25 protein-coding genes, 1 tRNA gene and 2 pseudogenes are annotated in these 25,355 nt (G+C 54.9%); 14 read left to right on the top strand and 14 right to left on the bottom strand.

Annotated features, from left to right (window positions below):
• Positions 1-778: 778 nt before the first annotated feature.
• The 6 genes and pseudogenes from ACSOSI_RS05705 to ACSOSI_RS05680 all read right to left on the bottom strand — a co-directional run bounded on the left by ACSOSI_RS05705 (position 779) and on the right by ACSOSI_RS05680 (position 3,786).
• Entirely contained in the window at positions 779-1,129 is a 351-nt protein-coding gene (locus ACSOSI_RS05705; protein WP_146751344.1) for a hypothetical protein, read from the bottom strand.
• A 47-nt stretch (positions 1,130-1,176) separates the two neighbouring features.
• Positions 1,177-1,508: pseudogene (locus ACSOSI_RS05700) on the bottom strand (hypothetical protein); the annotation flags it as partial.
• A 143-nt stretch (positions 1,509-1,651) separates the two neighbouring features.
• The gene (locus ACSOSI_RS05695; protein WP_476706680.1) at positions 1,652-2,866 is read right to left on the bottom strand and encodes a tyrosine-type recombinase/integrase; all 1,215 of its coding nucleotides are present in this window, start codon (positions 2,864-2,866) and stop codon (positions 1,652-1,654) included.
• Positions 2,867-3,061: 195 nt separating this feature from the next.
• Positions 3,062-3,138, bottom strand: a tRNA-Arg gene (locus ACSOSI_RS05690).
• A 145-nt stretch (positions 3,139-3,283) separates the two neighbouring features.
• Entirely contained in the window at positions 3,284-3,580 is a 297-nt protein-coding gene (locus ACSOSI_RS05685) for a hypothetical protein (RefSeq protein ID WP_017891884.1), read from the bottom strand.
• Positions 3,577-3,786 (bottom strand): hypothetical protein, encoded by a 210-nt coding sequence (locus ACSOSI_RS05680; RefSeq protein ID WP_476706679.1) that lies wholly within the window; start codon positions 3,784-3,786, stop codon positions 3,577-3,579. Before ACSOSI_RS05680 ends, ACSOSI_RS05685 begins: the two co-directional genes overlap by 4 nt.
• 230 nt (positions 3,787-4,016) lie before the next feature.
• On the opposite strand from ACSOSI_RS05680, the gene folD reads away from it, so the two are divergent.
• Positions 4,017-4,883, top strand: a complete 867-nt coding sequence (folD, locus tag ACSOSI_RS05675) for a bifunctional methylenetetrahydrofolate dehydrogenase/methenyltetrahydrofolate cyclohydrolase FolD (protein ID WP_012005607.1) — start codon at positions 4,017-4,019, stop codon at positions 4,881-4,883.
• Between the two features lie 10 nt (positions 4,884-4,893).
• Positions 4,894-5,106, top strand: a complete 213-nt coding sequence (ybcJ, locus tag ACSOSI_RS05670) for a ribosome-associated protein YbcJ (protein ID WP_012005606.1) — start codon at positions 4,894-4,896, stop codon at positions 5,104-5,106.
• 69 nt (positions 5,107-5,175) lie between these two features.
• Here the strand turns inward: ybcJ and cysS are convergent, their stop codons facing one another.
• Positions 5,176-6,561, bottom strand: a complete 1,386-nt coding sequence (gene cysS / locus ACSOSI_RS05665; RefSeq protein WP_017891882.1) for a cysteine--tRNA ligase — start codon at positions 6,559-6,561, stop codon at positions 5,176-5,178.
• A 302-nt stretch (positions 6,562-6,863) separates the two neighbouring features.
• Between cysS and ppiB the strand changes: the two genes are divergently transcribed.
• The 4 genes from ppiB (at position 6,864) to purK (ending at position 9,845) form a co-directional block, all read left to right on the top strand.
• Positions 6,864-7,358, top strand: coding sequence for a peptidylprolyl isomerase B (gene ppiB, locus ACSOSI_RS05660; RefSeq protein ID WP_012005604.1), 495 nt, complete (start codon positions 6,864-6,866; stop codon positions 7,356-7,358).
• A gap of 10 nt (positions 7,359-7,368) precedes the next feature.
• Positions 7,369-8,091: a UDP-2,3-diacylglucosamine diphosphatase gene (locus tag ACSOSI_RS05655; RefSeq protein WP_476706678.1), complete on the top strand. Its 723-nt coding sequence runs from the start codon at positions 7,369-7,371 to the stop codon at positions 8,089-8,091.
• Positions 8,092-8,256: 165 nt separating this feature from the next.
• Positions 8,257-8,781: a 5-(carboxyamino)imidazole ribonucleotide mutase gene (gene purE / locus ACSOSI_RS05650; RefSeq protein ID WP_368460193.1), complete on the top strand. Its 525-nt coding sequence runs from the start codon at positions 8,257-8,259 to the stop codon at positions 8,779-8,781.
• Entirely contained in the window at positions 8,778-9,845 is a 1,068-nt protein-coding gene (purK, locus tag ACSOSI_RS05645; RefSeq protein ID WP_476706677.1) for a 5-(carboxyamino)imidazole ribonucleotide synthase, read from the top strand. Before purE ends, purK begins: the two co-directional genes overlap by 4 nt.
• A gap of 126 nt (positions 9,846-9,971) precedes the next feature.
• Here purK and galE read toward each other — a convergent pair whose 3' ends face one another.
• The 4 genes from galE to ybbA all read right to left on the bottom strand — a co-directional run bounded on the left by galE (position 9,972) and on the right by ybbA (position 15,979).
• Complete coding sequence (gene galE, locus ACSOSI_RS05640; RefSeq protein WP_476706676.1) at positions 9,972-10,988, bottom strand: UDP-glucose 4-epimerase GalE; 1,017 nt, start codon at positions 10,986-10,988, stop codon at positions 9,972-9,974.
• A 71-nt stretch (positions 10,989-11,059) separates the two neighbouring features.
• Positions 11,060-12,466, bottom strand: a complete 1,407-nt coding sequence (locus ACSOSI_RS05635) for a sugar porter family MFS transporter (RefSeq protein WP_012005599.1) — start codon at positions 12,464-12,466, stop codon at positions 11,060-11,062.
• A 397-nt stretch (positions 12,467-12,863) separates the two neighbouring features.
• Positions 12,864-15,296, bottom strand: coding sequence for a putative ABC transporter permease subunit YbbP (ybbP, locus tag ACSOSI_RS05630; RefSeq protein WP_476706675.1), 2,433 nt, complete (start codon positions 15,294-15,296; stop codon positions 12,864-12,866).
• On the bottom strand, positions 15,293-15,979 hold the full coding sequence (gene ybbA / locus ACSOSI_RS05625; protein WP_017891875.1) for a putative ABC transporter ATP-binding protein YbbA: 687 nt from the start codon (positions 15,977-15,979) through the stop codon (positions 15,293-15,295). Before ybbA ends, ybbP begins: the two co-directional genes overlap by 4 nt.
• Between ybbA and tesA the strand changes: the two genes are divergently transcribed.
• The 3 genes from tesA (at position 15,950) to ACSOSI_RS05610 (ending at position 18,325) form a co-directional block, all read left to right on the top strand.
• Positions 15,950-16,588 carry a multifunctional acyl-CoA thioesterase I/protease I/lysophospholipase L1 gene (tesA, locus tag ACSOSI_RS05620; RefSeq protein WP_167470805.1) on the top strand — a complete coding sequence of 213 codons (639 nt, stop codon included), beginning with the start codon at positions 15,950-15,952 and terminating at the stop codon, positions 16,586-16,588. The genes ybbA and tesA overlap by 30 nt on opposite strands.
• A gap of 25 nt (positions 16,589-16,613) precedes the next feature.
• Entirely contained in the window at positions 16,614-17,390 is a 777-nt protein-coding gene (locus tag ACSOSI_RS05615; protein WP_476706674.1) for an SDR family oxidoreductase, read from the top strand.
• Between the two features lie 80 nt (positions 17,391-17,470).
• A complete protein-coding gene (locus tag ACSOSI_RS05610) occupies positions 17,471-18,325 on the top strand; it encodes a co-chaperone YbbN (protein ID WP_041418485.1) in 855 nt (284 codons plus the stop codon).
• A gap of 35 nt (positions 18,326-18,360) precedes the next feature.
• Here ACSOSI_RS05610 and cfa read toward each other — a convergent pair whose 3' ends face one another.
• Positions 18,361-19,512, bottom strand: coding sequence for a cyclopropane fatty acyl phospholipid synthase (gene cfa / locus ACSOSI_RS05605; RefSeq protein WP_476706673.1), 1,152 nt, complete (start codon positions 19,510-19,512; stop codon positions 18,361-18,363).
• A 265-nt stretch (positions 19,513-19,777) separates the two neighbouring features.
• Between cfa and ACSOSI_RS05600 the strand changes: the two genes are divergently transcribed.
• Together ACSOSI_RS05600 and ACSOSI_RS05595 are read left to right on the top strand one after the other, a co-directional pair.
• Positions 19,778-20,683, top strand: coding sequence for an SPFH domain-containing protein (locus ACSOSI_RS05600; RefSeq protein WP_017891872.1), 906 nt, complete (start codon positions 19,778-19,780; stop codon positions 20,681-20,683).
• A 2-nt stretch (positions 20,684-20,685) separates the two neighbouring features.
• Complete coding sequence (locus ACSOSI_RS05595; RefSeq protein ID WP_012005591.1) at positions 20,686-21,147, top strand: NfeD family protein; 462 nt, start codon at positions 20,686-20,688, stop codon at positions 21,145-21,147.
• Here ACSOSI_RS05595 and cueR read toward each other — a convergent pair.
• On the bottom strand, positions 21,144-21,545 hold the full coding sequence (gene cueR, locus ACSOSI_RS05590) for a Cu(I)-responsive transcriptional regulator (RefSeq protein WP_012005590.1): 402 nt from the start codon (positions 21,543-21,545) through the stop codon (positions 21,144-21,146). The genes ACSOSI_RS05595 and cueR overlap by 4 nt on opposite strands.
• A 105-nt stretch (positions 21,546-21,650) precedes the next feature.
• Between cueR and ACSOSI_RS05585 the strand changes: the two are divergent.
• From ACSOSI_RS05585 to ybaK, 3 genes and pseudogenes are all read left to right on the top strand, one after another.
• A pseudogene (locus tag ACSOSI_RS05585) lies at positions 21,651-21,848 on the top strand (cation transporter); the annotation flags it as partial.
• A 182-nt stretch (positions 21,849-22,030) separates the two neighbouring features.
• Positions 22,031-22,834 (top strand): TraB/GumN family protein, encoded by an 804-nt coding sequence (locus ACSOSI_RS05580; protein WP_012005588.1) that lies wholly within the window; start codon positions 22,031-22,033, stop codon positions 22,832-22,834.
• 225 nt (positions 22,835-23,059) lie between these two features.
• Complete coding sequence (gene ybaK, locus ACSOSI_RS05575; protein ID WP_476706672.1) at positions 23,060-23,539, top strand: Cys-tRNA(Pro)/Cys-tRNA(Cys) deacylase YbaK; 480 nt, start codon at positions 23,060-23,062, stop codon at positions 23,537-23,539.
• A gap of 38 nt (positions 23,540-23,577) precedes the next feature.
• Here ybaK and ushA read toward each other — a convergent pair whose 3' ends face one another.
• Positions 23,578-25,233: a bifunctional UDP-sugar hydrolase/5'-nucleotidase UshA gene (gene ushA, locus ACSOSI_RS05570; protein ID WP_115183121.1), complete on the bottom strand. Its 1,656-nt coding sequence runs from the start codon at positions 25,231-25,233 to the stop codon at positions 23,578-23,580.
• Positions 25,234-25,355 lie beyond the last annotated feature (122 nt).

The raw sequence follows: 25,355 nt of genomic DNA, 5'->3' as shown, positions 1-25,355 counted from the left end.
AGAATCCTGGTTTGAATAGGTTAATACTTTCACAGTTAGTTTACGTCGTCATACATCCATCAACAAAGGTATCCATAACCAACTCTGCTATCATCGCCCACCCATACGCCAGCAGATAGCCCGGAACGATAAGAGATTGTGCACAACAGCCCCCCTCATGCATCCTTATATAAGTCATGTCACTACCTAATACTTTCAAGCTGCATTTTTTAATGCAGCACTGTTTAGTGCTCCTTTTTCCTAGCACGCAAACATTTAGGCCACTTTAGCCAGTTTTCATAACAGCTGTAATGGTGGCTAAGAACCAGACACAATTAGTGAACAACATATAAAGACAGCATTTATTTAATGACGGCGTACTTCGTCTTGACGGCCTTGCAAAGTATGCAACGGCCTTAAAATACCCAATCCTCATCCGCTTAATTTCTTTCCTAGGCGTTTTACTTCATGCTGAAGGGTATCATCATTTTTACGCTGTGGATCAGGTTTTTGGTAACGTGTTGCCCACGCGTAAAGGCTGCTAGTAGAAACACCAAGCCGTGTCACAACCGCATAAACAGGGTAGCCCCCAGCTTGTTAATATTTTCACGGCTTCATATTTTATTTTTCAATGAAATTCTTGACTAAATACAAACACTCCTTAATTTAGCATCCATTATTGTACTGACACCACTGAATTATTAGTCATTGCAACACAATCCTAATACAATTATGAAGTAATCTCATATGAGGATAATGCACCAGAGTTAACCTAGTGCATTGTCTTAATTGTAAATAATTAACTTTCACCAAAAGTTAACTCTTCCGTATTGAATACTCTAATAACCTCATCTGATAATTGATCCTTAACATTTATTCTTGCTTTCGCAAAACTTATAATTTCAATTTCTTGAAACGCATGATGATTGTTTGGGATTTTAATCCTGCTCATTAATTGTGGGTCATTGACACCATAAAAATGCCTACTATTATGCGTTGGGTTATAATTAAGAGCGGCCACACCATTTAATGATGCGCTATAATCATAATACATTTTCGATACTCCACGCGTCGCCACTAGTTCGATAACTACTGTTTGCCCAGGTTTAAGTTCAATATTTAACCCAGTAGATTGCCCCTGTAGTGGCATAGTGAATTTGGCCACCTGAATAAAGGTGGTGCCGATGAAAGTCAATCTCAAATCAATTTAGCAAAATCAAACGGGCTAACCGCCATCTCCCGATTCGCATCCAGATAATCAGCCTATCACTGCAGTATTAGCCTGTGCTCTCTAAGATGCTCCGCCTTATGGATGTAGGCCGCCCGTACAGAGTTACGCTCCTAATGGCTCATCTGCCGCTCTACCGCATCCTTCGACCACAACCCCAACTCAATCAACGAACTACAAGTCATCGTTCTGAAATCCGGTCAAAAACCAAGGCGTTGACAATACGTTTCCAAATTTCAACCTTGGTATCATAAACCATCACGCGAATTACTTTTTTGACGGTGTTCGCAGTCATCGGTTCCGCCCGGGATACGGTCACCAACCCAGCGCAAACCTCCCATTATCTCAACGAAACAAAAAAACAAGAGGCTGCTGAAACCAACAGCGCCAGCACTTTCGCTAGTACCGCCGATCTATTTTATTGATATTTTTAATAAAATTAACTTAAGCACGATACCCAAACTCCCCGCAAGCCACTTTTCCACCGAGCTCTAGGTTGTCCACATAATCCCCATACCACTGCAACATCTCCCTACGCTGCTCCAGATACTGCGCATGGTTGTATGTGCCACGAATGGTGTTCTTATCCACATGCGCAAGCTGTAACTCGATCCACGCCGTGTTATAGCCCTGTTCGTGCAGGATGGTACTCATCGTGTGCCTGAAACCATGTCCTGTCGCCTTCCCGTGATAACCAATCCTTTTTAATACCTGATTGATACTCGCTTCACTCATCGGTTTAGTGATGTCGTTACGGCCAGGGAAAACCAGGTTGTAACGGCCTGTCACCACTTGAATCTCACGAAGTGACGACACAACTTGATCCGATAAAGGCACCAGATGCGGGCGACGCATCTTCATCCTTTCTACCGGGACCTCCCAAACACGTTTATCGAAATCAAATTCTTTCCATTCAGCCATACGCAGTTCAATAGTACGAACGCCCGTTAACATCAGAATCTTTGTCGCTAGCCGGGTTATTGGGCTACCGGAATAAGCAGCAAGAGCTTGTAAGAAAGCCGGAAAGTCATCTGCTAACAGGTGAGGGTAATGAACAGATTTTGGTGGGGTTAACGCACTTGCCAGCTCTGAGGCTGGGTTAGTTTCAGCTCGACCAGTGACAATGGCGTAACGAAATACCTGATTACAGGCCTGGCGGATTTTGCGCAGTTTGTCTAGCACACCACGCTTCTCGAGTTTACGCAGCGAGCTGAGTATCTCCAGTGGCTTTATCTCTGCAATTGGGCGCTTACCGATATCCGGGAAGATATCGTTTTCAAACGCTTCCATAATGTCTTCAGCGTAACCCTTCGACCAGTTAGGGCGTTTGTACTCATGCCATTCCAGAGCGATTGCTTTGAAGGTATTTTCTACCGTCGCCTTGCGAGCTTGTTTTTCTACTTTCTTCTGTTCACTGGGATCAATGGCATTAGCTACCTGTCGTTTAGCTTCATCTCTTCGCTGTCTGGCTTCAGATAAAGAAATTTCAGGATAGATGCCCAACGCCAGCATCTTTTGTTTACCGTCAAAGCGGTACTGTAAGCGCCAGTATTTAGATCCATTGGGATGAACCATTAAATGCATTCCTTCGCCATCGGTAAGCTTGTAAGGCTTTTCCGTAGGCTTTGCACTTCTTACCTTTACATCGGTTAATGCCATTTGAGGCCCTCCGTTGCTGGCTGTTGGTACAAGATTTTATTGAACGGGGATGTACCATCACATATACCAACAGATACTACTTGATGCTGGTAGATGTAGGTAGACTTGCAGAGAATCTCGACGCACTAAAATCAACCAACCTGTTGAATTTTAGGCATAAAAAAAGACGTCGATTGACGTCAGTTGACTTCGAAATGGTACGCCCTACAGGGCTCGAACCTGTGACCTACGGCTTAGAAGGCCGTTGCTCTATCCAACTGAGCTAAGGGCGCATTGGGATGCGGCAACCGGAGTTGCGGAGTGCGATTATACGGTCAGGGGTTACTGAGTCAATGCCTTTTCATGACCTTACGGCGTCAGCCGTGCTTTATGGTGATTTTTCAGCCATTGCTGCCGCCGTCCCTCGGCAAAACATCTTTATTTCCCTTGTATTAGCTCCGGCAACAGACTCCCGCTGTAGTGAACCAGGCCGGATTCGGCCTGTTCGGGGAGCCGTTCCGATTGCTGTTGCCCTGCCGGGCGCTGCAGACAAATGCGGGCCGAGCGCACCACCGCATTGATATTTCCCCAGTCGGCATGCTCGGTAGTCAGCAGGTTGCAGGCGGTCGCCAACGGTTGGTTTAGTGCGGCGCTGACCGGCGTGGCATTCAACGAGGCATGACCCATTGGCATCCACGCCAGCAGCATAAAACCAATCCCTCTGATATATCTCATACGTGCAACCTCCGGCACAGCACACGCAGGCGTGCTCGCCAGGAAGGCTGCACTTTGTGCGCGGCGAGCTGGTGCAACGCCATCAACTGCGCCACGTCCGCCGGGTGCATTGACGAGTCGAACACCGTTTCGCCCACATGTTTGGGCGGGTTAATCGGGCTGGAAATCTGCTGATGCCATGGATGTAGCCGAGTGATGATCATCATGATTGTGGCTCCGTTAGCGCCTGCGGCTGGCGCGAATACCGCAGTGTGAATAGCCACAGCTTAAGTAGCGCAAGATAAAAAAGGCGTAGAGGATCATTCTGTTGGCATAAAAAAAGCGTAAATCCCCTCCGGCAAACAGCGTCGAACACGATTCAGCGCCTGACAGCGCGCTCCGCTTCTGACAAAATAGCGCCATCCCCGCTTTTCTTAATTGATGGATTTCCTCACTGATGTCAGCAAAGATTATTGATGGTAAAACGATTGCGCAGCAGGTTAGAAACGAAGTGGCTGAGCAAGTTAAACAACGTCTGGCCGCCGGCAAACGCGCGCCGGGCCTGGCAGTCGTGCTGGTTGGCGAGAATCCGGCCTCACAGATTTACGTCGCCAGCAAGCGCCGCGCCTGTGATGAGGTGGGTTTCCTCTCTCGCTCCTACGATTTGCCTGCCACCACCAGTGAGGCCGAATTGCTGGCGCTGATCGACAGGCTGAATGCCGACGGCGAGATCGACGGCATCCTGGTGCAGTTGCCACTGCCTGCCGGCATCGATAACGTCAAAGTGCTGGAGCGTATTCATCCGGATAAAGACGTTGACGGTTTCCACCCTTACAACGTCGGCCGTCTGTGCCAACGCTCGCCTAAACTGCGCCCATGTACCCCACGCGGCATCGTGACCCTGCTCGAGCGTTACAACATCGATACCTATGGCCTGAATGCCGTTGTGGTTGGCGCGTCCAACATCGTTGGCCGCCCGATGAGCATGGAGCTGCTGCTGGCCGGTTGCACCACCACCGTGACCCACCGTTTCACCAAGAACCTGCGTCATCACGTTGAAAATGCCGATCTGCTGATCGTCGCGGTCGGTAAACCGGGCTTTATTCCGGGTGATTGGATCAAACCAGGCGCGATCGTGGTGGATGTCGGCATTAACCGTCTTGAAAGTGGTAAAGTAGTCGGCGACGTAGAATTCGATGCCGCCAGCGAACGCGCGGCCTATATTACTCCGGTTCCGGGTGGCGTTGGCCCAATGACCGTTGCTACACTGATCCAAAATACCTTGCAGGCCTGCGAGGTTTATCACGACGTTCAACCTAAATAAGTAAGGCAGTATGGAAACTTTTAATCTGGATAATCACCCGCACGTCGAACTGTGCGACCTGCTCAAGTTCCAGGGCTGGTGTGAAAGTGGCGGTGCCGCCAAAGAAGTCATCGCCGATGGGCAGGTGAAAGTGAACGGCAAAGTAGAAACGCGCAAGCGCTGCAAAATCGTCGCCGATCAGGTGGTGGAGTTTAACGGCGGCAAGGTTGTAGTTAAACCATAAGCCGTGCTCCATAGAAAAAGGCGCTGAGTTAACCCTCAGCGCCTTTTTTGCTTTTCAGCCTAAAGCGAATTACTTACGGCGCCAGGTGGTTCCCTGCGGACCATCTTCCAGCACAATATTCATCTCGTTCAAACGGTCGCGCGCGGCATCCGCCAGCGCCCAATCTTTGGCTTTGCGCGCGTCATTGCGCTGTTTGATCAGTGCCTCGATCTCCGCCACTTCACCGTCGTCCGCCTGTGCGCCGCCCTGCAGGAACAGTTCCGGTTCTTGCTGCAACAAGCCCAGCACCTTCGCCAGCTTGCGCAGTTCCGCCGCCAGGCCGTTGGCTGCAGTCAGATCTTCTGCTTTCAGGCGGTTAACCTCGCGTGCCAGGTCAAACAGCGCCGAATAAGCTTCCGGGGTATTGAAGTCGTCATCCATGGCTTCGCGGAAGCGAGCCTCAAACACTTCGCCACCGGCCGGTTGAGCGTTAACGTCGGTACCGCGCAGTGCGGTGTACAAACGCTCCAGTGCGGTACGCGCCTGTTTCAGGTTTTCTTCGCTGTAGTTCAGTTGGCTGCGATAGTGGCCAGACATCAGGAAGTAACGCACGGTTTCTGCGTCGTAGTAACCCAGCACGTCGCGGATGGTAAAGAAGTTATCCAGCGATTTCGACATTTTTTCTTTGTCGATCATCACCATACCGGAGTGCATCCAGTAATTGACGTACGGGCCGTCGTGCGCACAGCTAGACTGGGCAATTTCGTTCTCGTGATGCGGGAACATCAGATCGGAACCGCCGCCGTGGATGTCAAAATGGGTGCCCAACTGCTTGCAGTTCATCGCAGAACATTCAATGTGCCAGCCCGGACGGCCTGCGCCCCATGGCGATTCCCAACTAGGTTCGCCCGGCTTGGACATCTTCCACAGCACGAAATCCATCGGGTTGCGTTTTACATCATCGATTTCTACCCGCGCACCGGCCTGCAGCTGATCCAGATCCTGGCGTGACAACAAGCCGTATTGCGGATCGCTGTCGATAGAGAACATCACGTCGCCGTTGCTGGCCACGTAGGCGTGATCGCGATCGATCAGGCGCTGGGTGATCTCAACGATCTCGGCGATATGCTGAGTGGCGCGCGGTTCGATGTCCGGACGTTCAATCAGCAGAGAATCGAAGTCGGCGTGCATCTCTGCCAGCATGCGCGTGGTCAGTTGATCGCAGCTTTCGCCATTCTCTGTCGCACGGCGGATAATTTTATCGTCAACGTCGGTAACGTTACGCACGTAGTTCAGCGAATAGCCGAGGTAACGCAAATAACGCGCGACGACGTCGAAAGCAACAAAGGTACGCCCGTGGCCGATATGACACAGGTCATAGATGGTTACCCCGCACACGTACATGCCAACTTTACCGGCATGAATGGGCTTAAATTCCTCTTTTTGACGACTCAGGGTATTAAAAATCTTTAGCATCGGGACATTCCGTGGTGTGCGTGATAACAAAAATAGTAATTAGGCGATTCACCCAGCAGCGTATTGAAACCCGAAGCCTGATCTAATGCAAGGTTAAGGCCGCGCTTTGCTAAGCTGAGAGGTGGAAAACGGTGAGAAATCAGCGATCGCCATCAATGTTATAATATAACAATTATCGTTTTACCACAGCCAGCGTGCGGTTTACCCGCTGCTGACTGATTAAAGGAGATATGTTATAACGGCGGTCTGATTGTTCACTCGATCCTTGTGACATCTCAATTCATCTTGTTAGGACTAAAACTATGGTTACTTTCCACACTAATCACGGCGATATCGTTATCAACACCTTTGCTGACAAAGCGCCGGTTACCGTTGAAAACTTCCTGAACTACTGCCGTGAAGGTTTCTACAATAACACCATTTTCCACCGTGTTATCAATGGCTTTATGGTTCAGGGCGGCGGTTTTGAGCCAGGCATGACCCAGAAAGACACCAAAGCGACTATCAAGAACGAAGCCAACAACGGTCTGAAAAACACCATCGGTACCCTGGCAATGGCTCGCACCAACGATCCACACTCTGCGACCGCACAGTTCTTCATCAACGTGGCAGACAACGACTTCCTGAACTTCCGCGGCGAAAACGCGCAGGGCTGGGGCTACTGCGTATTTGCTGAAGTGGTTGAAGGCATGGACGTGGTTAACAAGATCAAAGCGGTGAAAACCGGCCGTAGCGGCATGCACCAGGACGTACCGGTAGAAGACGTCATCGTCACTAGCGTTACCGTCAGCGAGTAATCGCGGCTGCATGAACACGCTGTTCATCGCAGATCTGCATTTAAGCGCACAGGAACCGGCAATCACTGCCGGTTTTCTGCGTTTTTTGCGGCAAGATGCCATTCACGCCGACGCCCTGTACATTCTTGGCGACCTGTTTGAAGCCTGGATCGGCGATGACGATCCCGAGCCATTGCACGGCGAAATCGCCACGGCGCTGAAGGCGCTGCAACAGGCTGGGGTACCCTGCTACTTTATCCACGGCAACCGTGATTTTCTGGTCGGCAAACGCTTTGCCCGTGCCAGCGGTATGCAACTGCTGCCGGAAGAGAAAGTGCTGGAGTTGTATGGCCGAAAAATCCTTATCCTGCATGGCGACACGCTGTGTACCGACGATCAGGCCTACCAACAGTTTCGCCGCAAGGTACACAATCCGCTGATCCAAAAACTGTTTCTGGCCATGCCGCTGCGCTGGCGTCTTAAGATCGCGGCCAAAATGCGTGCCCGCAGCCAGCAGAGTAACCAGTACAAGTCGGACTCTATTATGGACGTCAATCCACAGGCGGTTGAGCAGGCGATGCTGCGCCACAAGGTTCACTGGATGATCCACGGCCACACTCACCGTCCGGCGGTGCATGAATTGGCATTGAGCAACGGCAAGGCCCACCGCGTGGTGCTGGGAGCCTGGCACGTTGAAGGCTCCATGATCAAAGTCAGTGCCGACGCCGTCGAGCTGATCCAATTCCCGTTCTAAGTTCCTGACTTGTCGCACAGGTAAAAAAATTCACGCTTTTGGCAATGAAAACCGGCGACGCAACCGTTTTCCTCGCCGTGCGCTCATGGTATGCTCTGTGCCCTCATTCGGCCTCCCGCCGCAGGCAACCGGCCGTCGTTTGTACAATACAGGAGCCTTACACCCATGGGAGCCAACGCCGCTTCAGCCACCCACGCTGGGGTTAAAATCGCAATTGTAATGGGATCGAAAAGTGACTGGGCCACCATGCAGTTTGCCGCCGAAGTCCTGACCTCGCTCGATGTCCCGTTCCATGTCGAAGTCGTTTCCGCTCATCGCACGCCAGACAAGCTGTTCAGCTTTGCCGAGCAGGCAACTGATAATGGCTTTGACGTGATCATTGCCGGTGCAGGCGGTGCTGCGCATCTGCCGGGCATGCTGGCGGCGAAAACGCTGGTTCCGGTGCTGGGTGTTCCGGTGCAAAGCGCCGCACTGAGCGGTGTAGACAGCCTGTATTCAATCGTGCAAATGCCGCGCGGTATTCCAGTGGGTACGCTGGCCATCGGCAAAGCCGGTGCCGCCAATGCTGCCCTGCTGGCAGCACAAATTCTGGCGCTGCACGACGCCGCGCTGGCACAACGCCTCGCCGAATGGCGTCAGGCACAAACTGACGAGGTTCTGAACCACCCGGATCCGCGGGAGGAAGCATGAAGCCGGTTTGCGTACTGGGCAACGGCCAGTTAGGGCGCATGCTACGCCAGGCCGGTGAACCGCTGGGCATCGCCGTGTACCCGGTAGGCCTCGACGCCGAACCGGAAGCCGTGCCCTACCAGAACAGCGTGATCACCGCCGAAATCGAACGCTGGCCGGAAACCGCGCTGACGCGCGAACTGGCAACCCACAACAGCTTCGTCAACCGTGATATTTTCCCGCGTCTGGCAGATCGCCTGACGCAAAAGCAGTTGCTCGACCAACTTGGTCTGGCCACCGCGCCGTGGCAACTGCTGGCTGACGCCGCCGAATGGCCACAGGTGTTCGCTACTCTGGGTGAACTGGCGATCGTCAAACGTCGCGTTGGCGGTTACGACGGCCGCGGTCAATGGCGTTTACGCCCAGGGCAAGAAGCCGAATTGCCGGCCGATGCCTATGGCGAATGTATCGTCGAGCAAGGGATTAACTTCTCCGGTGAGGTGTCACTGGTTGGCGCACGCGGGCATGACGGCCAGTCGGTGTTCTATCCGCTGACCCATAACCTGCATGAAGAAGGCATTCTGCGCACCAGCGTGGCGCTGCCGCAGCCCAACCCTGGCCTGCAACGGCAGGCGGAGCAAATGCTGACGGCCATCCTTGATGAGCTGAACTACGTCGGCGTAATGGCGATGGAGTGCTTTATCGTTGGCGATCGCCTGTTGATTAACGAGCTGGCCCCCCGGGTACACAACAGTGGCCACTGGACGCAGAACGGCGCGTCTATCAGCCAGTTCGAACTGCATCTGCGCGCTATTCTCGCCCTGCCGCTGCCAAAACCGGTAGTAAGCACGCCGTCGGTGATGGTCAACCTGATTGGCACCGCAGTGAATCCGCAATGGCTGGCGCTGCCGCTGGTGCATCTGCACTGGTATGAGAAAGAGGTGCGTGAAGGTCGCAAGGTCGGGCACCTGAACCTGAACGATCCTGACGCCGCTGCGCTGCTGCAAACCTTGCAGGCACTGGCACCGCTGCTGCCGAGCGAATACCAAAGCGGTCTGGCCTGGGCGCAGCAAAAGCTGGCTTAAACGTTTCTCAGTGCCAAAAGTTGTTTCATGGTAGGGCGCTGCATGCCGCGCCCTATCATATAATCAACGGGTTAAGTCGGGGCGAACATGTTCGCCCCCTACCGGTTTAGCCTTTATGCAGGTTTGTTAACGGCGATAGCCCTGCGGATTTTTGCTTTGCCAGTTCCAGGTATCACGCATCATCACGTCAAGCCCGCGCTGCACTTGCCAGCCCAGTTCCTGTTTTGCCAACCCGGCATCGGCCCAGAAGGCAGGCAGGTCACCCGCACGGCGCGGTAAAATCTGATAAGGAATGGTCACGCCCGAGGCTTTTTCAAACGCCCGCACCATTTCCAGCACCGAGTAACCGACCCCGGAACCCAGGTTATAGGCTTTAAACCCGGCAATCTGCGCTAAATGATCCATCGCCGCCAGATGGCCCTGCGCCACATCCATCACGTGAATGTAGTCGCGCACGCCCGTGCCGTCTTTGGTTGGATAGTCGCCGCCAAACACGCTCAGAGTTTCCCGCTGACCGATGGCCACCTGCGCGATATAAGGCAGCAGATTATTGGGGATGCCACTCGGGTCTTCGCCAATCAGGCCCGACTCATGTGCGCCTACCGGGTTGAAGTAGCGCAGCGCGATAATCGAAAATGCCGGTTCAGCCCTGGCAAAGTCCTGCAGGACCTGCTCCACCATCCATTTGGAGGTGCCGTAAGGGCTGGTAGTGCCGCCAATCGGCATATCTTCCCGGTAAGGTACCGGCGCATGTTCGCCATACACCGTGGCGGAAGAGCTGAAGATAAACTGATGGACTCCCGCCTCGCGCATCGCCTCCAGCAACACCAAGGTACCGGCCACGTTATTCTGATAGTACTCCAGCGGTTTTTGGGTGGACTCCCCCACCGCCTTCAGGCCGGCAAAGTGGATCACCGAGGCAACGTTGTTTTCCTCAAAGATACGCTTCAGGCAGCGGGCATCCTGTACATCTCCCCGATAAAACGTCGCGGCCCTGCCCGTCAGTTGCTCCACGCGGCGCAAAGACTCTTCGGACGCGTTGATCAAATTATCCAACACCACCACATCTTCACCACGTTCCAGCAAAGCCAGCACCGTATGTGAACCAATGTAGCCGGCGCCGCCGGTCACCAGAATAGACATAATTTCCCCTTAATCAGTGTCAGGAGCGAAAGCCCGCCATATCAGCGGGCCTCGCGTGTCTGGCTTACCGCTCAGCGTGAACCAATGTTACGTAACGGTTTACCGGCCATCAGATTGCGTTCGATATGTTCCAGAGAGATATTTTTGGTTTCCGGGATCAACGCCAGCGTGATGAAGATAAACACCAGGTTGAGCGCCGCGTAGACCCAGAAGGTGTAGGCGCTGCCCAGCGAATTGAGCATGGTCAGGAAGGTCGCCCCGACGATCATGTTGGCGATCCAGTTGGTGGCAGTGGAACAGGTGATACCAAAGTCACGGCCTTTCAGCGGTTGGATCTCAGAACACAGCACCCAAATCAGTGGGCCGGCGCTCATGGCAAAACCGACAATAAACATCAGCAACATGATAACAGCGAAGTATTGCTCGGCAGGCGAACTCATCCCCACATGCATCATCGTCCCCAGGGCACCCATGCCCACCGCCATGACGATAAAGCCCAGCGTCAGCGTCGGTTTACGGCCCCAGCGGTCAACCAGCCCAATGGCGATAAAGGTGGCCAGCACGTTCACCAGGCCAACGATCACCGTACCCCACATCTGCTGTGCGGTACTGGCAAAACCCGCCAGACCAAAAATCTTCGGCGCGTAATACATGATGACGTTCATACCGGTGAACTGTTGCATCACCTGCAGCAGCACGCCGAGAAAAACGGCACGACGGAAGTTTTTATTGTCTTTAAACAGCGACCAGCCGCTCTGTTTCAGCTTGAGGCTCTCACGAATTTCATTCAGTTCATGCTGCGCCTGGGCGCTGCTGTCACGCAGTTTCTCCAATACCTGACGCGCCTGCTCATGGCGGTTACGCGAAGCCAGCCAGCGTGGGCTATCCGGCAGGAAGAACACCCCAACCAGCAGCAGCACGGCAGGAATGGTGATCACCCCCAGCATCCAGCGCCAGGCACCGGTGTAACTGAACGCGGTATCCGACAGATAAGCCGCCAGGATGCCGATGGTAATCATCAGCTGATACATAGAAATCATGCTGCCGCGAATTTTTTCCGGCGCGATTTCAGACAGGTAAATGGGCGCCGTATAGGATGCGACACCCACCGCCAGTCCGAGCAGAATGCGTGACACCAACAAGACTTCAACGTTAGGCGCAGCCGCTGAGCATAAGGATCCCAGCACGAACAGCACGGCGCCAATCATCAGGCTGTATTTACGCCCGATGCGGAAGTTCATCCAACCACTGCCCACGGCCCCGACCGCAGCGCCAAACATCATAGAGCTGACCACCCACTCCTGCTGGGAACTGGTCATATGAAACGAATCGGTGATAAACGGCAGAGCCCCCGCAATAACGCCGATATCCAGACCAAACAGCAGCCCGGCCAGTGCGGCCAAAAAACAGACGAAGAAAGTCATGCCTGCATTGCTTTGGCTTTTCTCAGCCGCCGACACTTTGACGGTAGTACTCATACTGCCTCCAATCGATAACGTTCTTAAGTTGCCGTTATGATAGGAGGCAATCCGTCAGAGGTAAGTGAGTGCGATCACATTAGTGGAAACGATTACACGACTTTATCTTAATCAGCATAACAGCCGGATTACCACAAAAAAGTAAAAAACCCTTGATTAAGAAAGATAATAATCTCATTCACTGCTTTAAAATGAAGACAATCGCAACATCTTATTACCATATCGCAGGGCGTCCATTTTAATAACCCCCAACTAAATGTAACCGATATCACACCACAGACGTCCGAACGCCGTGGATAAAAGACTGGTGATTGGGGGGGAAGCGAAGGTCAGACAAGAGGAAAATAACGATCGTTGTTCGGCTGGCCCGGTAACCTGGGCCAGCTTGATATGTGAGTTAAGCGTCGTAACTGCGGAACAGCGCCTGCCCGCGCAGCAAGCGCACGCCCAGCCAACCACCGCACAGCGACAGCAACAACGCACTGAGTAGCGGCAGTGCCCACCACAGCACCGGTGTTGGCGCCCATGGGAAGTCAAATACCTGGCTTTGCAGCAACCACAGCGCCGCTTCTGCCCCCACCGCGGCGGCAATACCCGCCACCAGCCCCAGCAGGGCAAACTCACACCACAGCGTGCTGCGCAACAGGCGCTTGCCGGCACCGAGCGTACGGTACACCACCAGTTCCTGACGCCGCTGACGCATACCCACCTGCACCTGCGCCATCAGCAACAAACCGCCGCAGAGCACCACCAGTACCACCATCACTTCCAGCGCGCGGCTCACCTGCTGCAACACACCGCCCACCTGTTTGAGGATCGAACCTATATCCAGCAGGCTGAGCGTCGGGAACTGGCGATTAAGCTGGGTCAGCATCTGTCCGTCCCCGTCGTAACGGAAACTGGTGAGCCAGGTTTGCGGCTGGCCATCCAGCGCACCCGGCGGGAAGATGAAGTAAAAGTTCGGTTTCAGGCTTTCCCAATCCACCTGGCGCAGGCTGGTGACCCTGGCGCTGAACGACTGGGTATCGCCGCTGAAAGTCAGCGTATCGCCCAGTTTGATCTTGAGTCGTCCGGCAATGCCCTGATCCATCGACACCTCGCCGGCTTTCGGCGGCCAACTGCCTGCCAGCAATGGATTGTGCGCAGGAAGATCGGCCAGCCAGGTCAGGTTCAGCTCACGATTCACCGCCTCGCCGCCCGGATCGTCCTCATGCACCCGTTCGGTCGCCACCTGCTGGTTAATCTCGGTCAGGCGCACGCGGACAATGGGATAGTAGGTTTCCGGTTTAGTTTGATGCTGTTGCAGGAAGGTTTTCACCTGTGGTACCTGCGCCTCAGTCATGTTCAGCAGGAAGTAATTCGGGCTGTCCGGTGGCAGTTGCTGCTGCCAACGCTCAAGCAGATCGCCACGCAGCACCAGCAGTAACGCCAGCAACATAAACGACAGAGAGAAAGCCGCCAGTTGGCTGACCGTGACCCAGGGTTGATGCAGCAGACGGTTAACCGCCAGTCGCAGTGCCAGATTCTTCAGCGTAATGCGTCGCAGCAATAACAGGCTGCCCCAGCCGATAGCGCCCAACAGCAGCGCCAGCACCAGAATACCGGCGAGGATCGACCACAGTAGCGTGCTGGCCCCCATCAATGCCGTCAACAGCGCCACCACAATCACCGCCGTTAGCGGCAGGAAATAACGCAGCGGCCAAACGTTGGCCACCACATCGCGGCGCAGCACCCGCAGCGGCTGGGTCGCCAGTAACTGCCGGTACGGCCGCAGCCCCACCAACAGAGAAATCATCAGCAATGCGCCGACCGCCCACAGCCACGGCCAGGCCCCGGCGGCTGGCAGTTCCGCCGGCAGCACCGGTGCCAGCAGGCGGATCAACAGTGCTTCAAACCCCAGCCCGATAATGCCCCCTCCGACGGCGGCCAGCAGAATTACCGCCAGCCACTGGCCGACAATCAACTTACGCAATGCGCTGCGGCCGGCCCCCAGAGTTTTCAACACCGCGATCAAGTCATAACGGCTACGGCAATAATGGCTCATCGCCACCGCGACGGCGGCAATCGACAGCAGCAAGGTCAGCAGCGCCGACAGCAACAGGAACTGCTGCGAACGCTGCAACGATTTACCCAATGCACTACCGGACTCCTGCAAGCCAAACCAGCGCTGATCGGGGCCAAGCTGTGGCGTCAGGCGATCTTCATAACGCTGGATATCCTCCGCAGCCCCGGCAAACATATAACGGTAGGTCAGACGGCTGCCCGGCTGCACCGCCCCGGTTTTGTCCACGTCCGCCAGATTGATCATGATGCGCGGTGCCGTCTGGAAAGGGTTAAAGCCGGAATCCGGCTCCTGAATAATTTCACCGGCAATGCGCAGGCTGGTATCGCCCACGTCCAGCCTGTCACCGACCTTCACGTTCAACAACGCCAACAAACGTGGCGCCACCAGCACGCTCCCCGGCGTCAGTTTGACGTTGGCCGGGCGGGTCTCCAGCTTGCCGTACAGCGGATAGGCAAGATCGGTGGCCTTCACGTCTGCCAACTGGGGCCGATCGCCGGCATAGGTCATGGTGGTGAACGACAACTGTCGGCTGACTTTCAGCCCCTGTTGTTGCGCGTCCAGCAGCCAGCCTTCCGGCACCGGCCGGGCGCTGCGCAGTACCCGATCGCCGGCAATAAAATCGCGGCTCTGCTGGCTCAGACCTTTGTCCATGCGATCGCTGATACTGCCCAATGCCAATACGCAGGCCATCGACAGCGTCAGCGCCAGCCAGACGATCAGCAGTGACGGTGAACGCCACTCACGCCAAAACCAGCGCCAGATCATGCTTCCTCCCACAGCTGGCCTTCACGCAGGCGCAGCCGACGCTGGCAGCGAGCCGCCAGGGTTTCGTCATGGGTGACCAGGATTAACGTAGTGGAGAAATCGCGGTTGAGGGAAAACAGTAAATCGGCGATGCGTTCGCCAGTCTGGCGATCGAGGTTGCCGGTGGGTTCATCGGCAAACAGCACCCGTGGTCGGCCACTGAACGCCCGTGCCAGCGCTACGCGCTGTTGTTCGCCGCCGGAAAGCTGTGCCGGCAAGTGGTCAAGACGCTTGCCCAGCCCAAGCTGTTCCAGCAGCTGCACCGCCTGTTCGCGGCTCTGGCGATCGCTTTCCCCACGCAGCAACGCCGGTAACTGGACGTTTTCCAGCGCATTGAGCGTCGGTACCAACATAAAGGATTGAAACACAAAGCCGACATTTTTGGCGCGAAGCGCGGCGCGCCCCTCTTCATCCAGCGCGGTCAGTGACTCGCCCAACAAATGCACCTCCCCTTCACTGCCGTCGTCCAACCCGGCGAGGATCCCCAGCAGCGTTGACTTGCCCGAGCCGGACTCGCCAATCAGGGCAATTGTCTGCGCGGGTTTGACAACCAGCTCGACTCCGGTAAGGATGGAGAGCTGATGCTCACCCTGACCAACGTGTTTACTAAGATGATGAACTTCAAGAACGTTTTCCGCTGGCATCTTCCCTTCCTTTTGCTGTTGGGATTATTCAGTTTACGCGCTGTCGCCGCCGATACCTTATTGATATTAGGCGACAGTTTAAGCGCCGGTTACCGCTTGCCGGTGGCGCAAGCCTGGCCGACGCTGCTGGCCGACCAATGGCAGAAAAAACCGGGTGACCCGCAACTGGTCAACGCCAGCATCAGTGGCGATACCGCCGCACAGGGGCTGGCACGTCTGCCCGAGCTGCTGAAACAACATCAGCCACGCTGGGTACTGATTGAACTGGGTGCCAACGACGGTCTGCGCGGTTTCCCGGCGCAGGATCTGCAACGCGACCTCAGCCAAATCATCACGCTGGTGCAGCAAGCCGGCGCGCAGCCGCTGCTGATGCAAATCCGTATTCCGCCCAACTATGGCCGCCGCTATACCGAGGCCTTCAGTGCGATTTACCCGCAGCTTGCCAAACAATTCGACATTCCACTGCTGCCGTTCTATATGGAACAGGTGGTGGTGAAAGCGGAATGGATGCAGGATGACGGATTGCATCCCAATAAGGATGCCCAACCGTTTATCGCCACCTGGATGGCGGAACGCCTGGAACCTCTAGTAAAACATGAGTCTAACTAAATAGGGTTGTACACTAGGTAAAGTTATGCAAAAAGCAGTATTGATAACCGGCTGTTCCAGCGGGATTGGATTGATTGCCGCGCAGGATCTGCGTAACCGTGGCTACCGGGTGCTGGCCGCCTGTCGCAAGCCGCAGGACGTTGAAAATATGCGTCAGCTTGGGCTGGAAGGCATTGAGCTGGATCTGGACGACAGTGACAGCGTCGAACGCGCCGCCGCACAGGTGATCGAACTGACCGGCGGCCGCCTGTATGGCCTGTTCAACAACGGCGGTTTTGGCGTTTACGGCCCGCTGAGCAGCATTTCTCGGCAGCAGCTGGAACGCCAATTCGCCACCAATCTGTTCGGCACCCATCAATTAACCCAGCTGCTGTTGCCGGCGATGCTGCCGCACGGCGAGGGGCGTATTATTCAGACCAGTTCGGTGATGGGGCTGGTGTCCAGCGCCGGGCGCGGTGCCTATGCCGCCAGCAAGTTTGCGCTGGAAGCCTGGTCCGACGCGCTGCGGATGGAGCTGCACGGCACCGGTGTTCAGGTCAGCCTGATTGAACCCGGCCCGCTCACCACCCACTTTACCCAGAACGTCAATCAGGCCCAAAGCGACAAACCGGTGCACAACCCCGGCATTGCCAAACGCCTCACACTACCGCCGGAAGCCATTTTGCCCAAACTGCGCCACGCGCTGGAAAGCCCAAGGGCCAAGCTGCGGTATCCGGTGACCCTGCTGGCGCACGCGCTCAGCATATTACGCCGCATCCTGCCCGGCCGCTGTCTGGACTGGGTGTTACGCAGCAACGGTTAATTTGGCTGTCTGGGGTTGAAGAATGCCGTCCCGCCCCCATCTAAAAGCCAATGGCTCCGCAAGATCAGAGAGAAAATTACATGCTAGCTCAAGCTGTTGTTGATATTAACGAAACAAACCTGCACCAGACGCTGGAACAGTCAATGTCCATGCCGGTGGTGTTCTACTTCTGGTCGGATCGCAGCCAACACTGTCTGCAACTCACCCCGATACTCGATAAGCTGGCGGCGGAATATGCCGGCCAGTTCCTGCTGGCAAAAGTGGATTGTGACGCCGAGCAGGCCATCGCCGCTCAATTCGGCCTGCGCTCGCTGCCGACGGTATATCTGTTCAAAGACGGCCAGCCGGTCGACGGTTTCCAGGGCCCGCAGCCGGAAGAGATGATCCGTGAATTCCTGCAGCGTTTCCTGCCGAAGGAAGAAGACCTGAAACTGGCGCAGGCGACCGAGTTACTGGCAGAAGGCAATGCGGCAGAAGCGCTGCCGCTGTTGAAAGACGCCTGGCAAGCGAGCCAGCAACGCAGTGATATCGGTTTGACGCTGGCGGAAACCCAGATCGCGCTGAACCGCACTGAAGAGGCCGAAGCCGTGCTGGCGACCATTCCGTTGCAGGATAAAGATACCCGTTATCAGGGCCTGCTGGCGCAGATTGAACTGCTGAAACAGGCCGCTGATACGCCGGAAATTCAGCTGTTGCAACAGCAAGTGGATCAACAGCCGGAGAACGTCGATTTAGCCGTGCAGCTGGCGCTGCAACTGCATCAGGTTGGGCGCAATGAAGAAGCGCTGGAGCTGTTGATCGGGCATCTGAAGAAAGATCTCGCCGCCGCCAACGGCAGCGCGCGTAAAACATTGATGGATATTCTGGCCGCACTGGGCACCGGCGATGCGCTGGCCGCCAAATACCGCCGTCAGCTGTATTCGCTGTTGTACTGATAGTTCGGGGCGTAGTCCGCTGCGCCCCTCCCTTCTCAACGGTAAACCCGTGCCCCACCTTCAACGCCTTTCGGGCTGAACAACACCTGCCACAGTTGAATATCACGCGAGCGGAATGCTCCGGCGCAGGCGTTCAGGTAATAGGTGAACATCCGTTCGAAACGTTCAGAATAGCCCTCGGACAGCATCGGCCACGCCTGTTTGAAATTCTCATACCAGGCCATCAGCGTGCGATCGTAATCGGCGCCGATATTGTGCCAATCCTCCATCACAAAGCGCCCTTCGCTGGCTTGGGCAATATGGCGCACCGAAGGCAGACAGCCATTGGGGAAGATGTACTTGTTTATCCAGGCATCGACGTGAAGATTGGTTTGGTTGGCGCCAATGGTGTGCAGCAGGAACAAACCGTCGGGCTTAAGATTACGCGCGGCAACACGGAAGTAAGTGTCGTAGTTTTTCGGCCCCACGTGTTCAAACATGCCGACAGAAACAATACGATCAAACTGGCGGTTCAGGTCGCGGTAATCCTGTAAAAGAATTTCGACGTCAAGACCGGCACAGCGCTCCTGCGCCAGTTTTTGCTGCTCGGCCGAAATGGTCACGCCATGCACTGTTACGCCGTAGTTTTCCGCTGCATACTGCGCCAGCCCACCCCAGCCGCAGCCGATATCCAGCAACGACATGCCCGGTTTCAACTGCAGCTTTTCGCAGATCATTTTCAGCTTGGCCAACTGCGCCTGCTCCAGCGTATCGGCCTCTTTCCAGTAACCGCAGGAATATTGCATATAGGGATCGAGCATCGCACGGAACAGATCGTTGCCGATATCGTAATGTTCTTTACCCACCTGCCAGGCGCGTTTGCGTGACTGAAGGTTGAACAGCCGGGTATAGGCGATGCGCGCAATGTCGCTCAGATTTTTTGGCAAGCGTTCATCAACGCCGGCCTGCAGGACGCGGGTAAATAATGCGTCCAACCGCTCGCAGTCCCACCAGCCGTCCATGTAGCTTTCGCCGAACCCCAGCGACCCCTCCTGCAAAATACGTTTAAACAACGCCGGGTTGTGTACCTTGATATCGCAGGCACGGTTGCCATTGATGGCAATACCGGCAGCGGACAGTAATTCCTCCACAATGCGATACCAACGATCTTTTTTTGGGGCGAGTTCATCAACACTGATTGAGTCCATAACAATCCTTGGAGAAATGTCATTTCAAAAAGCATAGTCGCAAATAAAAATGACAAATATTCGAAGTGAAAAACGGCAATGCTTTTTACTCTAGCCAAGACGGACAACGTCATGAAATGAATTAAAATTATTGGAAACATGCCAATTTGGAATGTTAATGCTAGTGCAGATAACAACGCTGCAACTTGAAAGATGACGGGTATATTAGTCTTTGCACTCTAGCTGGCGTAATATCTGTTTACATATGTCTGACAGGAGGTTTGCCATGTTTACCCTTATTCCCATCGTGATTGTCGTCGCACTGATCATCGTATTCGCCGGCGTCAAAATTGTTCCGCAGGGGTTCCAATGGACGGTGGAACGCTTCGGCCGCTACACCAAAACGCTGATGCCCGGTTTAAACCTGGTGGTGCCGTTTATGGACCGCATCGGCAGAAAAATTAATATGATGGAGCAGGTGCTGGATATTCCTTCGCAGGAAATTATCTCGCGCGACAACGCCAACGTGGCCATCGATGCGGTGTGTTTTATCCAGGTCGTCGATCCGGCACGTGCCGCTTATGAAGTCAGCAATCTGGAACTGGCGATCGTCAACCTGACCATGACCAACTTCCGTACCGTGCTCGGCTCCATGGAGCTGGACGAAATTCTCTCGCAGCGTGACAGCATCAACAGCCGCCTGCTGCATATCGTCGACGAAGCCACCAATCCGTGGGGCATTAAAATCACCCGTATCGAGATCCGTGACGTACGTCCACCGGCAGAGTTAATCTCGGCAATGAACGCCCAGATGAAGGCCGAGCGAACCAAGCGTGCGGATATTCTGGAGGCCGAAGGTGTGCGTCAGGCCGCCATCCTGCGTGCCGAAGGCGACAAACAGTCGCAAATCCTCAAAGCGGAAGGTGAACGTCAGTCGGCGTTCCTGCAGGCCGAAGCCCGTGAGCGTGCCGCTGAAGCGGAAGCGCGAGCCACTCAACTGGTTTCCGACGCTATCGCCAGCGGTAATATCCAGGCGGTGAACTACTTTGTGGCGCAGAAATACACCGATGCGCTGCAAAAAATCGGCTCTGCCAACAACAGTAAAGTCATCATGATGCCGCTGGACGCCAGCAGCCTGCTTGGTTCCATTGGTGGCATTGCCGAACTGTTGAAAGACAACAAAGGCAAGTAATCATGCTCGAACAAATTGCAGCAAACCCGCACTGGTTTTGGCTTTCCCTTGGCGGGCTGCTGCTGGCGGCAGAAATGCTCGGTGCCAGCGGTTACCTGTTATGGAGTGGCGTATCGGCGGTGGTGGTCGGTGCCATCGTCTGGCTGCTGCCGCAGCTGGCCTGGGAGTGGCAGGGGGTGATTTTTGCCGTACTGACCGTGGTGGTGGCCTACCTGTGGTGGTACTGGCTACGCCAGCGCCCGGCAGCGGCTTCCAGCGGTTCGCAGGTGCTTAACCAACGCAATCGTCAGTTGATTGGCACCCGCGCTACGCTGACCGAACCCATGCACAACGGTATGGGCCGTATTAACATCGGCGACAGCAGCTGGCGCGCACAGGCCAGTGAAGACCTGGCGGTGGGCACCGAAGTAGAAGTCATTGCCGTCGAGGGCATAACTTTGGTGATCCGCGCCATTGCCCGTTAATGCTTATGGCAACAGCCCGCCAGGTTGTTAATGATTGGGCACTCGGCTCCGTCATCACCCGGGCATTGATCTGCCAGCGCCACCAAACGCTGGCGCATCTCACCGAGTTCGGCGATGTGCTTTTCAATATCCGCCACTTTTTGCAGCGTGCGCGCTTTCACATCGGCGCTGTGGCGGGCCGGATCGTTAAACAGCGCCACCAGCTCGCGGCATTCATCCAGATTAAATCCCACCTGCCGTGCCTGGCGCAGCAGCGTCAATTCTTCGATGTGCTTCGGGCTGTAGCTGCGATAGCCGTTGTCGGTACGGATCGGCGCAGTCACCAGCCCTTTCTCTTCATAAAAGCGAATGGCCTTGCTGGTTAAACCGGTTTTTTTCGCTACGTCGCTGATATTCATTTTCACTCCTTGACCTTCCCCTTGCTGGAAGGTTTATCCTTCATTCTTAGTGAAAACAGGTAAAGCGGTCAACCTTTAAACACCGTTATTGAGAGGAATCGAACCATGTCACAAATTACCGTACTGGCATTGCAGGGGCTGACCTGCATGCATTGTGTTGGTAGCACACGTAAAGCTTTAGAAGCCGTGCCTGGCGTTAGCGCCGTGGAAGTCGCCCTTGATAGCGCCAAAGTGACCGGCGATGTCGCGCCACAAATGCTGATTAACGCGGTGGAACAGGCCGGTTATCAAGCCACCCTTGCCTAACCTCCTCATAGGCCGAGCCAAGACCACGGGGCGCACATCAATGCGCCCTTTTTTCTTTGGGATAATTCCTTCACTCTTCAGACTTTCTTGTCTGCCTGATAGCGTTTAGCATGGGGTAAATGTTACGCCCCTCACCTTTCAAGCTGAAAGGCGAACAAGTTATTCAGGAGCCACGCTGTATGGGTCAACTGTTACGCCGCATCGCCGCCTTTCTCGGTCTGATCTCTCCCATGACCTACGCCTATCCGGCGCTGGATATTCGACTGCCTGGCGATCGTCAGTTCCATCTGGTCGGCAGCATTCATATGGGTACGGTAGATATGTCTCCGCTGCCGGCCAAACTGGCCGCACGCCTCAAGCAGGCAGATGCCTTGATTGTTGAAGCCGATATTACCGGCTCCGCCTCGCCGTTTGACCATATAGAACAACAAGCAGAACTTGATCAACGGCTCTCTGAACCCGAATTTCAGCAGTTACTGACGCTGTGTCAGGAACTGGGCACCGATGCAGCAACCTTTTCAACCCTGCCCGGCTGGCAGGTGGCGCTAATGATGCAGGCCCGCCAGGCTCAGCGTTTGGGGTTGCGCGCTGAATACGGGGTGGATTATCAACTGCTGCAAGCGGCCAGAGCACAGCATAAAAAGGTGATCGAGCTGGAAGGCGCGCAGCAGCAAATGGCGATGCTGGAGCAGTTACCGGAAGGGGGCATGGCCCTGCTGCGTGATACGCTGGAACACTGGCATACCAACGCACGGCTGCTGCAAACCATGGTGAGCTGGTGGCTGGACGCGAAACCCAGCGGTATGTTGGAAACCCTGCCAGCCACTTTCAGTGCCGATCTTTACGACGTGCTGATGCATCAGCGCAATCGCGATTGGCGACAAAAACTGGAGGCGTTACCGGCCGGCAACTACGTGGTAGCGGTGGGTGCGCTGCATCTGTACGGCGAGGATAATCTGCCGGCAATGCTGCAGGGGCAGTAAAAAAGTGGCCAATATCGCTACTGGCCAGTCAAAGAGGAATTTCTTGTATTGTAGTTATACGCATTGTAACCCTGTTAACGGTTACAATAGACAGGGTAGCAACCGAGTGAACATCTTGGCAACCCGCATTACGCTGCCGTTGCTCAGGTTGCTGTTACCGTTATATTTTTGTAATTTTGTTGCATCCCGTTGCAACCTTGAGCAGTGGGAGAAATAGGAAAACACATGACGCCCGCAGTGATCCTGCTTGAGAAACAAAAAGTCGCCTTTACTCTTCATTCCTATCATCACGACAGTGCCGAAACCAATTTCGGTGATGAAGCGGTGAAGAAGCTTGGACTGGATGCCGACCGCGTCTATAAAACGCTGCTGGTGGCGCTGAACGGCGATGCCAAACATCTGGCGGTGGCCGTCACGCCGGTTGCTGGGCAATTGGATTTGAAAAAGGTTGCCCATGCACTGGGGGCGAAAAAGGCCGAAATGGCCGATCCCGTACTGGCGCAGCGCGTCACCGGTTATCTGGTGGGCGGCATCAGCCCGCTGGGGCAAAAAAAGCGCCTGCCTACGGTGATTGACAGCCCGGCACAGCAGTTCGCCACCATTTATGTCTCCGGCGGCAAACGCGGGTTGGACATTGAGCTGGCGGCAGAGGATCTTTGTCGGCTGCTGGCCGGCAGCTTCGCCGATATCGCCAAGCGCGACTGAATCGATAGGGGGAGACTTACGCCTCCCCCGCTGACGACTTACTGATACACAATCTCGCCCTTCGGCTCATAGGCCGCCGCATCCAGCGGTGAGTGCTTCTCAATGTACTGTTTCAGTACTTCGGCATCGATAAAGCCGGTGTTGACGTAGCTTGGCAAAGTATCCAGCTTCGGATAACCGTCACCGCCCAGCGCATTGAAGTTCAGCGTGGCCATACGGTAAGTTTTATCCGCCTGCAGCGGCTCGCCTTTGATTTTGACATTGCTGACGCCCTGCTTGCCGTCCGCCGTCAGGCTGACGTTGGCAAACTGTGCATAGGCGCCGGAATCCACTTTCATATTAGCCACCACCGCCAGGTATTTCTCCACCTCACTGCCTTTCATTTCGACGTAGACCAGCGTGTTGCCAAACGGCTGTACCTTCAACACGTTTTTATAGGTAATGTCACCGGCTTCAATCGAGTCACGTACCCCGCCCCCGCTCATTACGGCAAAGTCGGCCTCGGCACGTTCCATCTGCGCTGCCAGCAGCACGCGCGACAGGTTGGTCTGAACAAAGCGCACCTTACTGCGATCGCCTTCCAGCTTGCCGTTGACGCTGCCAATTTTAACGTCCAGCTGCGCCTTGCCCTTTTCCTGGAACGGCGTCAGCAGTTTCATCATCGACGCATCTTCCGCGATCTGCTGGGTGTAATAGACGCGCTCGCTGGTGCCGTCGGCTTTCTCTACCTTCTTCTTGAGATTGACCGGGATCAGCTGATAATGCACCAGCTTCAGTTCACCGTTACGGAACTGGAAATCGGCACGGCCCACGTACTTGCCCCACTCATGCGCCTGCACGATCCAGGTGCCGTTCTGACGATCCGGCGAGCACGGAGTGCCCGGCACATAATCCACCTGCTTGTGGTTTTCACCGGCCATACAAACCGGATCCTGCGAGTGGCCACCGACGATCATATCCAGATAACCGGCAGGCAGGCTGCGCGCCATTTCTACATCACCGGGCGCATTGGAGCCGTGGTTGCCGTCATCGTAATGGCCCATGTGGGTCGCGGCGATGATCACGTCCGGTTTCTCTTCCTTGCGCAGTTGCTCCACCACCTGTTTGGCTTCCTGCGCCGGTACGTGGAACTCAATGTCGGTGAAATATTCCGGGTTGCCAATCTTGGAGGTGTCATCGGTAGTCAGGCCGATCACCGCGATTTTGATGCCCTGCTTATCGAACAAGGCATAGGGTTTGAACAGGCGCTGCTGGGTGCTTTTCTGATAGATGTTGGCCGACAGCAGCGGGAATGTGGCCCACTTCTCCTGCTGGCGCAATACGCTGAGCGGATTGTCGAATTCATGGTTGCCGATCGCCATCGCGTCATAGCCCACCAGATTCATGCCGCGGAAGTCCGGCTCGGCATCCTGCAGATCGGATTCCGGTACGCCGGTATTAATATCACCGCCCGACAGCAGCAACAGGCTGCCGCCCTTGGCCGCGACCTCCTGGCGAATGCTGTCCACCAGCGTTTTTTGTGCGCCCAGACCATATTCACCGTGGTCGTTCTGCCAGAAATGGCCGTGGTGATCGTTGGTATGCAAAATGGTGATGTCGTAGGTCTTATCCTTTTCCCAGGCGCTGGCGGCTCCCGACAGGAAAGTCAGGGACACGGCCAAAGCGCATGCGGTGGTCTTTAACGAAAAGCGCATGGCGGAACTCCATATGATATTTAACTGCTTTTTTGAGATGGCCGAAATTGTAGCGCGAAACAATGGCAACTAATTTCAAATTTTTGCGATGTGCGTCAAATTATGTCGGATATGGTAAATAT

It is taken from the genome of Serratia sp. AR11 (genome assembly GCF_056376275.1).
This window is presented reverse-complemented; position numbering and strand designations above follow the sequence as displayed.

Coding starts and splice junctions, on each gene's coding strand:
- ybbA (WP_017891875.1), bottom strand. CDS start 15,979: ATGCCAGCGGAAAACGTTCTTGAAGTTCATCATCTTAGTAAACACGTT.
- ACSOSI_RS05695 (WP_476706680.1), bottom strand. CDS start 2,866: ATGGCATTAACCGATGTAAAGGTAAGAAGTGCAAAGCCTACGGAAAAG.
- ACSOSI_RS05635 (WP_012005599.1), bottom strand. CDS start 12,466: ATGAGTACTACCGTCAAAGTGTCGGCGGCTGAGAAAAGCCAAAGCAAT.
- ybbP (WP_476706675.1), bottom strand. CDS start 15,296: ATGATCTGGCGCTGGTTTTGGCGTGAGTGGCGTTCACCGTCACTGCTG.
- ACSOSI_RS05685 (WP_017891884.1), bottom strand. CDS start 3,580: ATGAGATATATCAGAGGGATTGGTTTTATGCTGCTGGCGTGGATGCCA.
- ACSOSI_RS05600 (WP_017891872.1), top strand. CDS start 19,778: ATGTTTACCCTTATTCCCATCGTGATTGTCGTCGCACTGATCATCGTA.
- purK (WP_476706677.1), top strand. CDS start 8,778: ATGAAGCCGGTTTGCGTACTGGGCAACGGCCAGTTAGGGCGCATGCTA.
- ushA (WP_115183121.1), bottom strand. CDS start 25,233: ATGCGCTTTTCGTTAAAGACCACCGCATGCGCTTTGGCCGTGTCCCTG.
- tesA (WP_167470805.1), top strand. CDS start 15,950: ATGAACTTCAAGAACGTTTTCCGCTGGCATCTTCCCTTCCTTTTGCTG.
- ybcJ (WP_012005606.1), top strand. CDS start 4,894: ATGGAAACTTTTAATCTGGATAATCACCCGCACGTCGAACTGTGCGAC.
- folD (WP_012005607.1), top strand. CDS start 4,017: ATGTCAGCAAAGATTATTGATGGTAAAACGATTGCGCAGCAGGTTAGA.
- cfa (WP_476706673.1), bottom strand. CDS start 19,512: ATGGACTCAATCAGTGTTGATGAACTCGCCCCAAAAAAAGATCGTTGG.
- ACSOSI_RS05680 (WP_476706679.1), bottom strand. CDS start 3,786: ATGATGATCATCACTCGGCTACATCCATGGCATCAGCAGATTTCCAGC.
- ACSOSI_RS05595 (WP_012005591.1), top strand. CDS start 20,686: ATGCTCGAACAAATTGCAGCAAACCCGCACTGGTTTTGGCTTTCCCTT.
- ACSOSI_RS05610 (WP_041418485.1), top strand. CDS start 17,471: ATGCTAGCTCAAGCTGTTGTTGATATTAACGAAACAAACCTGCACCAG.
- purE (WP_368460193.1), top strand. CDS start 8,257: ATGGGAGCCAACGCCGCTTCAGCCACCCACGCTGGGGTTAAAATCGCA.
- ACSOSI_RS05615 (WP_476706674.1), top strand. CDS start 16,614: ATGCAAAAAGCAGTATTGATAACCGGCTGTTCCAGCGGGATTGGATTG.
- ACSOSI_RS05705 (WP_146751344.1), bottom strand. CDS start 1,129: ATGCCACTACAGGGGCAATCTACTGGGTTAAATATTGAACTTAAACCT.
- ACSOSI_RS05655 (WP_476706678.1), top strand. CDS start 7,369: ATGAACACGCTGTTCATCGCAGATCTGCATTTAAGCGCACAGGAACCG.
- ACSOSI_RS05580 (WP_012005588.1), top strand. CDS start 22,031: ATGGGTCAACTGTTACGCCGCATCGCCGCCTTTCTCGGTCTGATCTCT.
- galE (WP_476706676.1), bottom strand. CDS start 10,988: ATGTCTATTCTGGTGACCGGCGGCGCCGGCTACATTGGTTCACATACG.
- cysS (WP_017891882.1), bottom strand. CDS start 6,561: ATGCTAAAGATTTTTAATACCCTGAGTCGTCAAAAAGAGGAATTTAAG.
- cueR (WP_012005590.1), bottom strand. CDS start 21,545: ATGAATATCAGCGACGTAGCGAAAAAAACCGGTTTAACCAGCAAGGCC.
- ybaK (WP_476706672.1), top strand. CDS start 23,060: ATGACGCCCGCAGTGATCCTGCTTGAGAAACAAAAAGTCGCCTTTACT.
- ppiB (WP_012005604.1), top strand. CDS start 6,864: ATGGTTACTTTCCACACTAATCACGGCGATATCGTTATCAACACCTTT.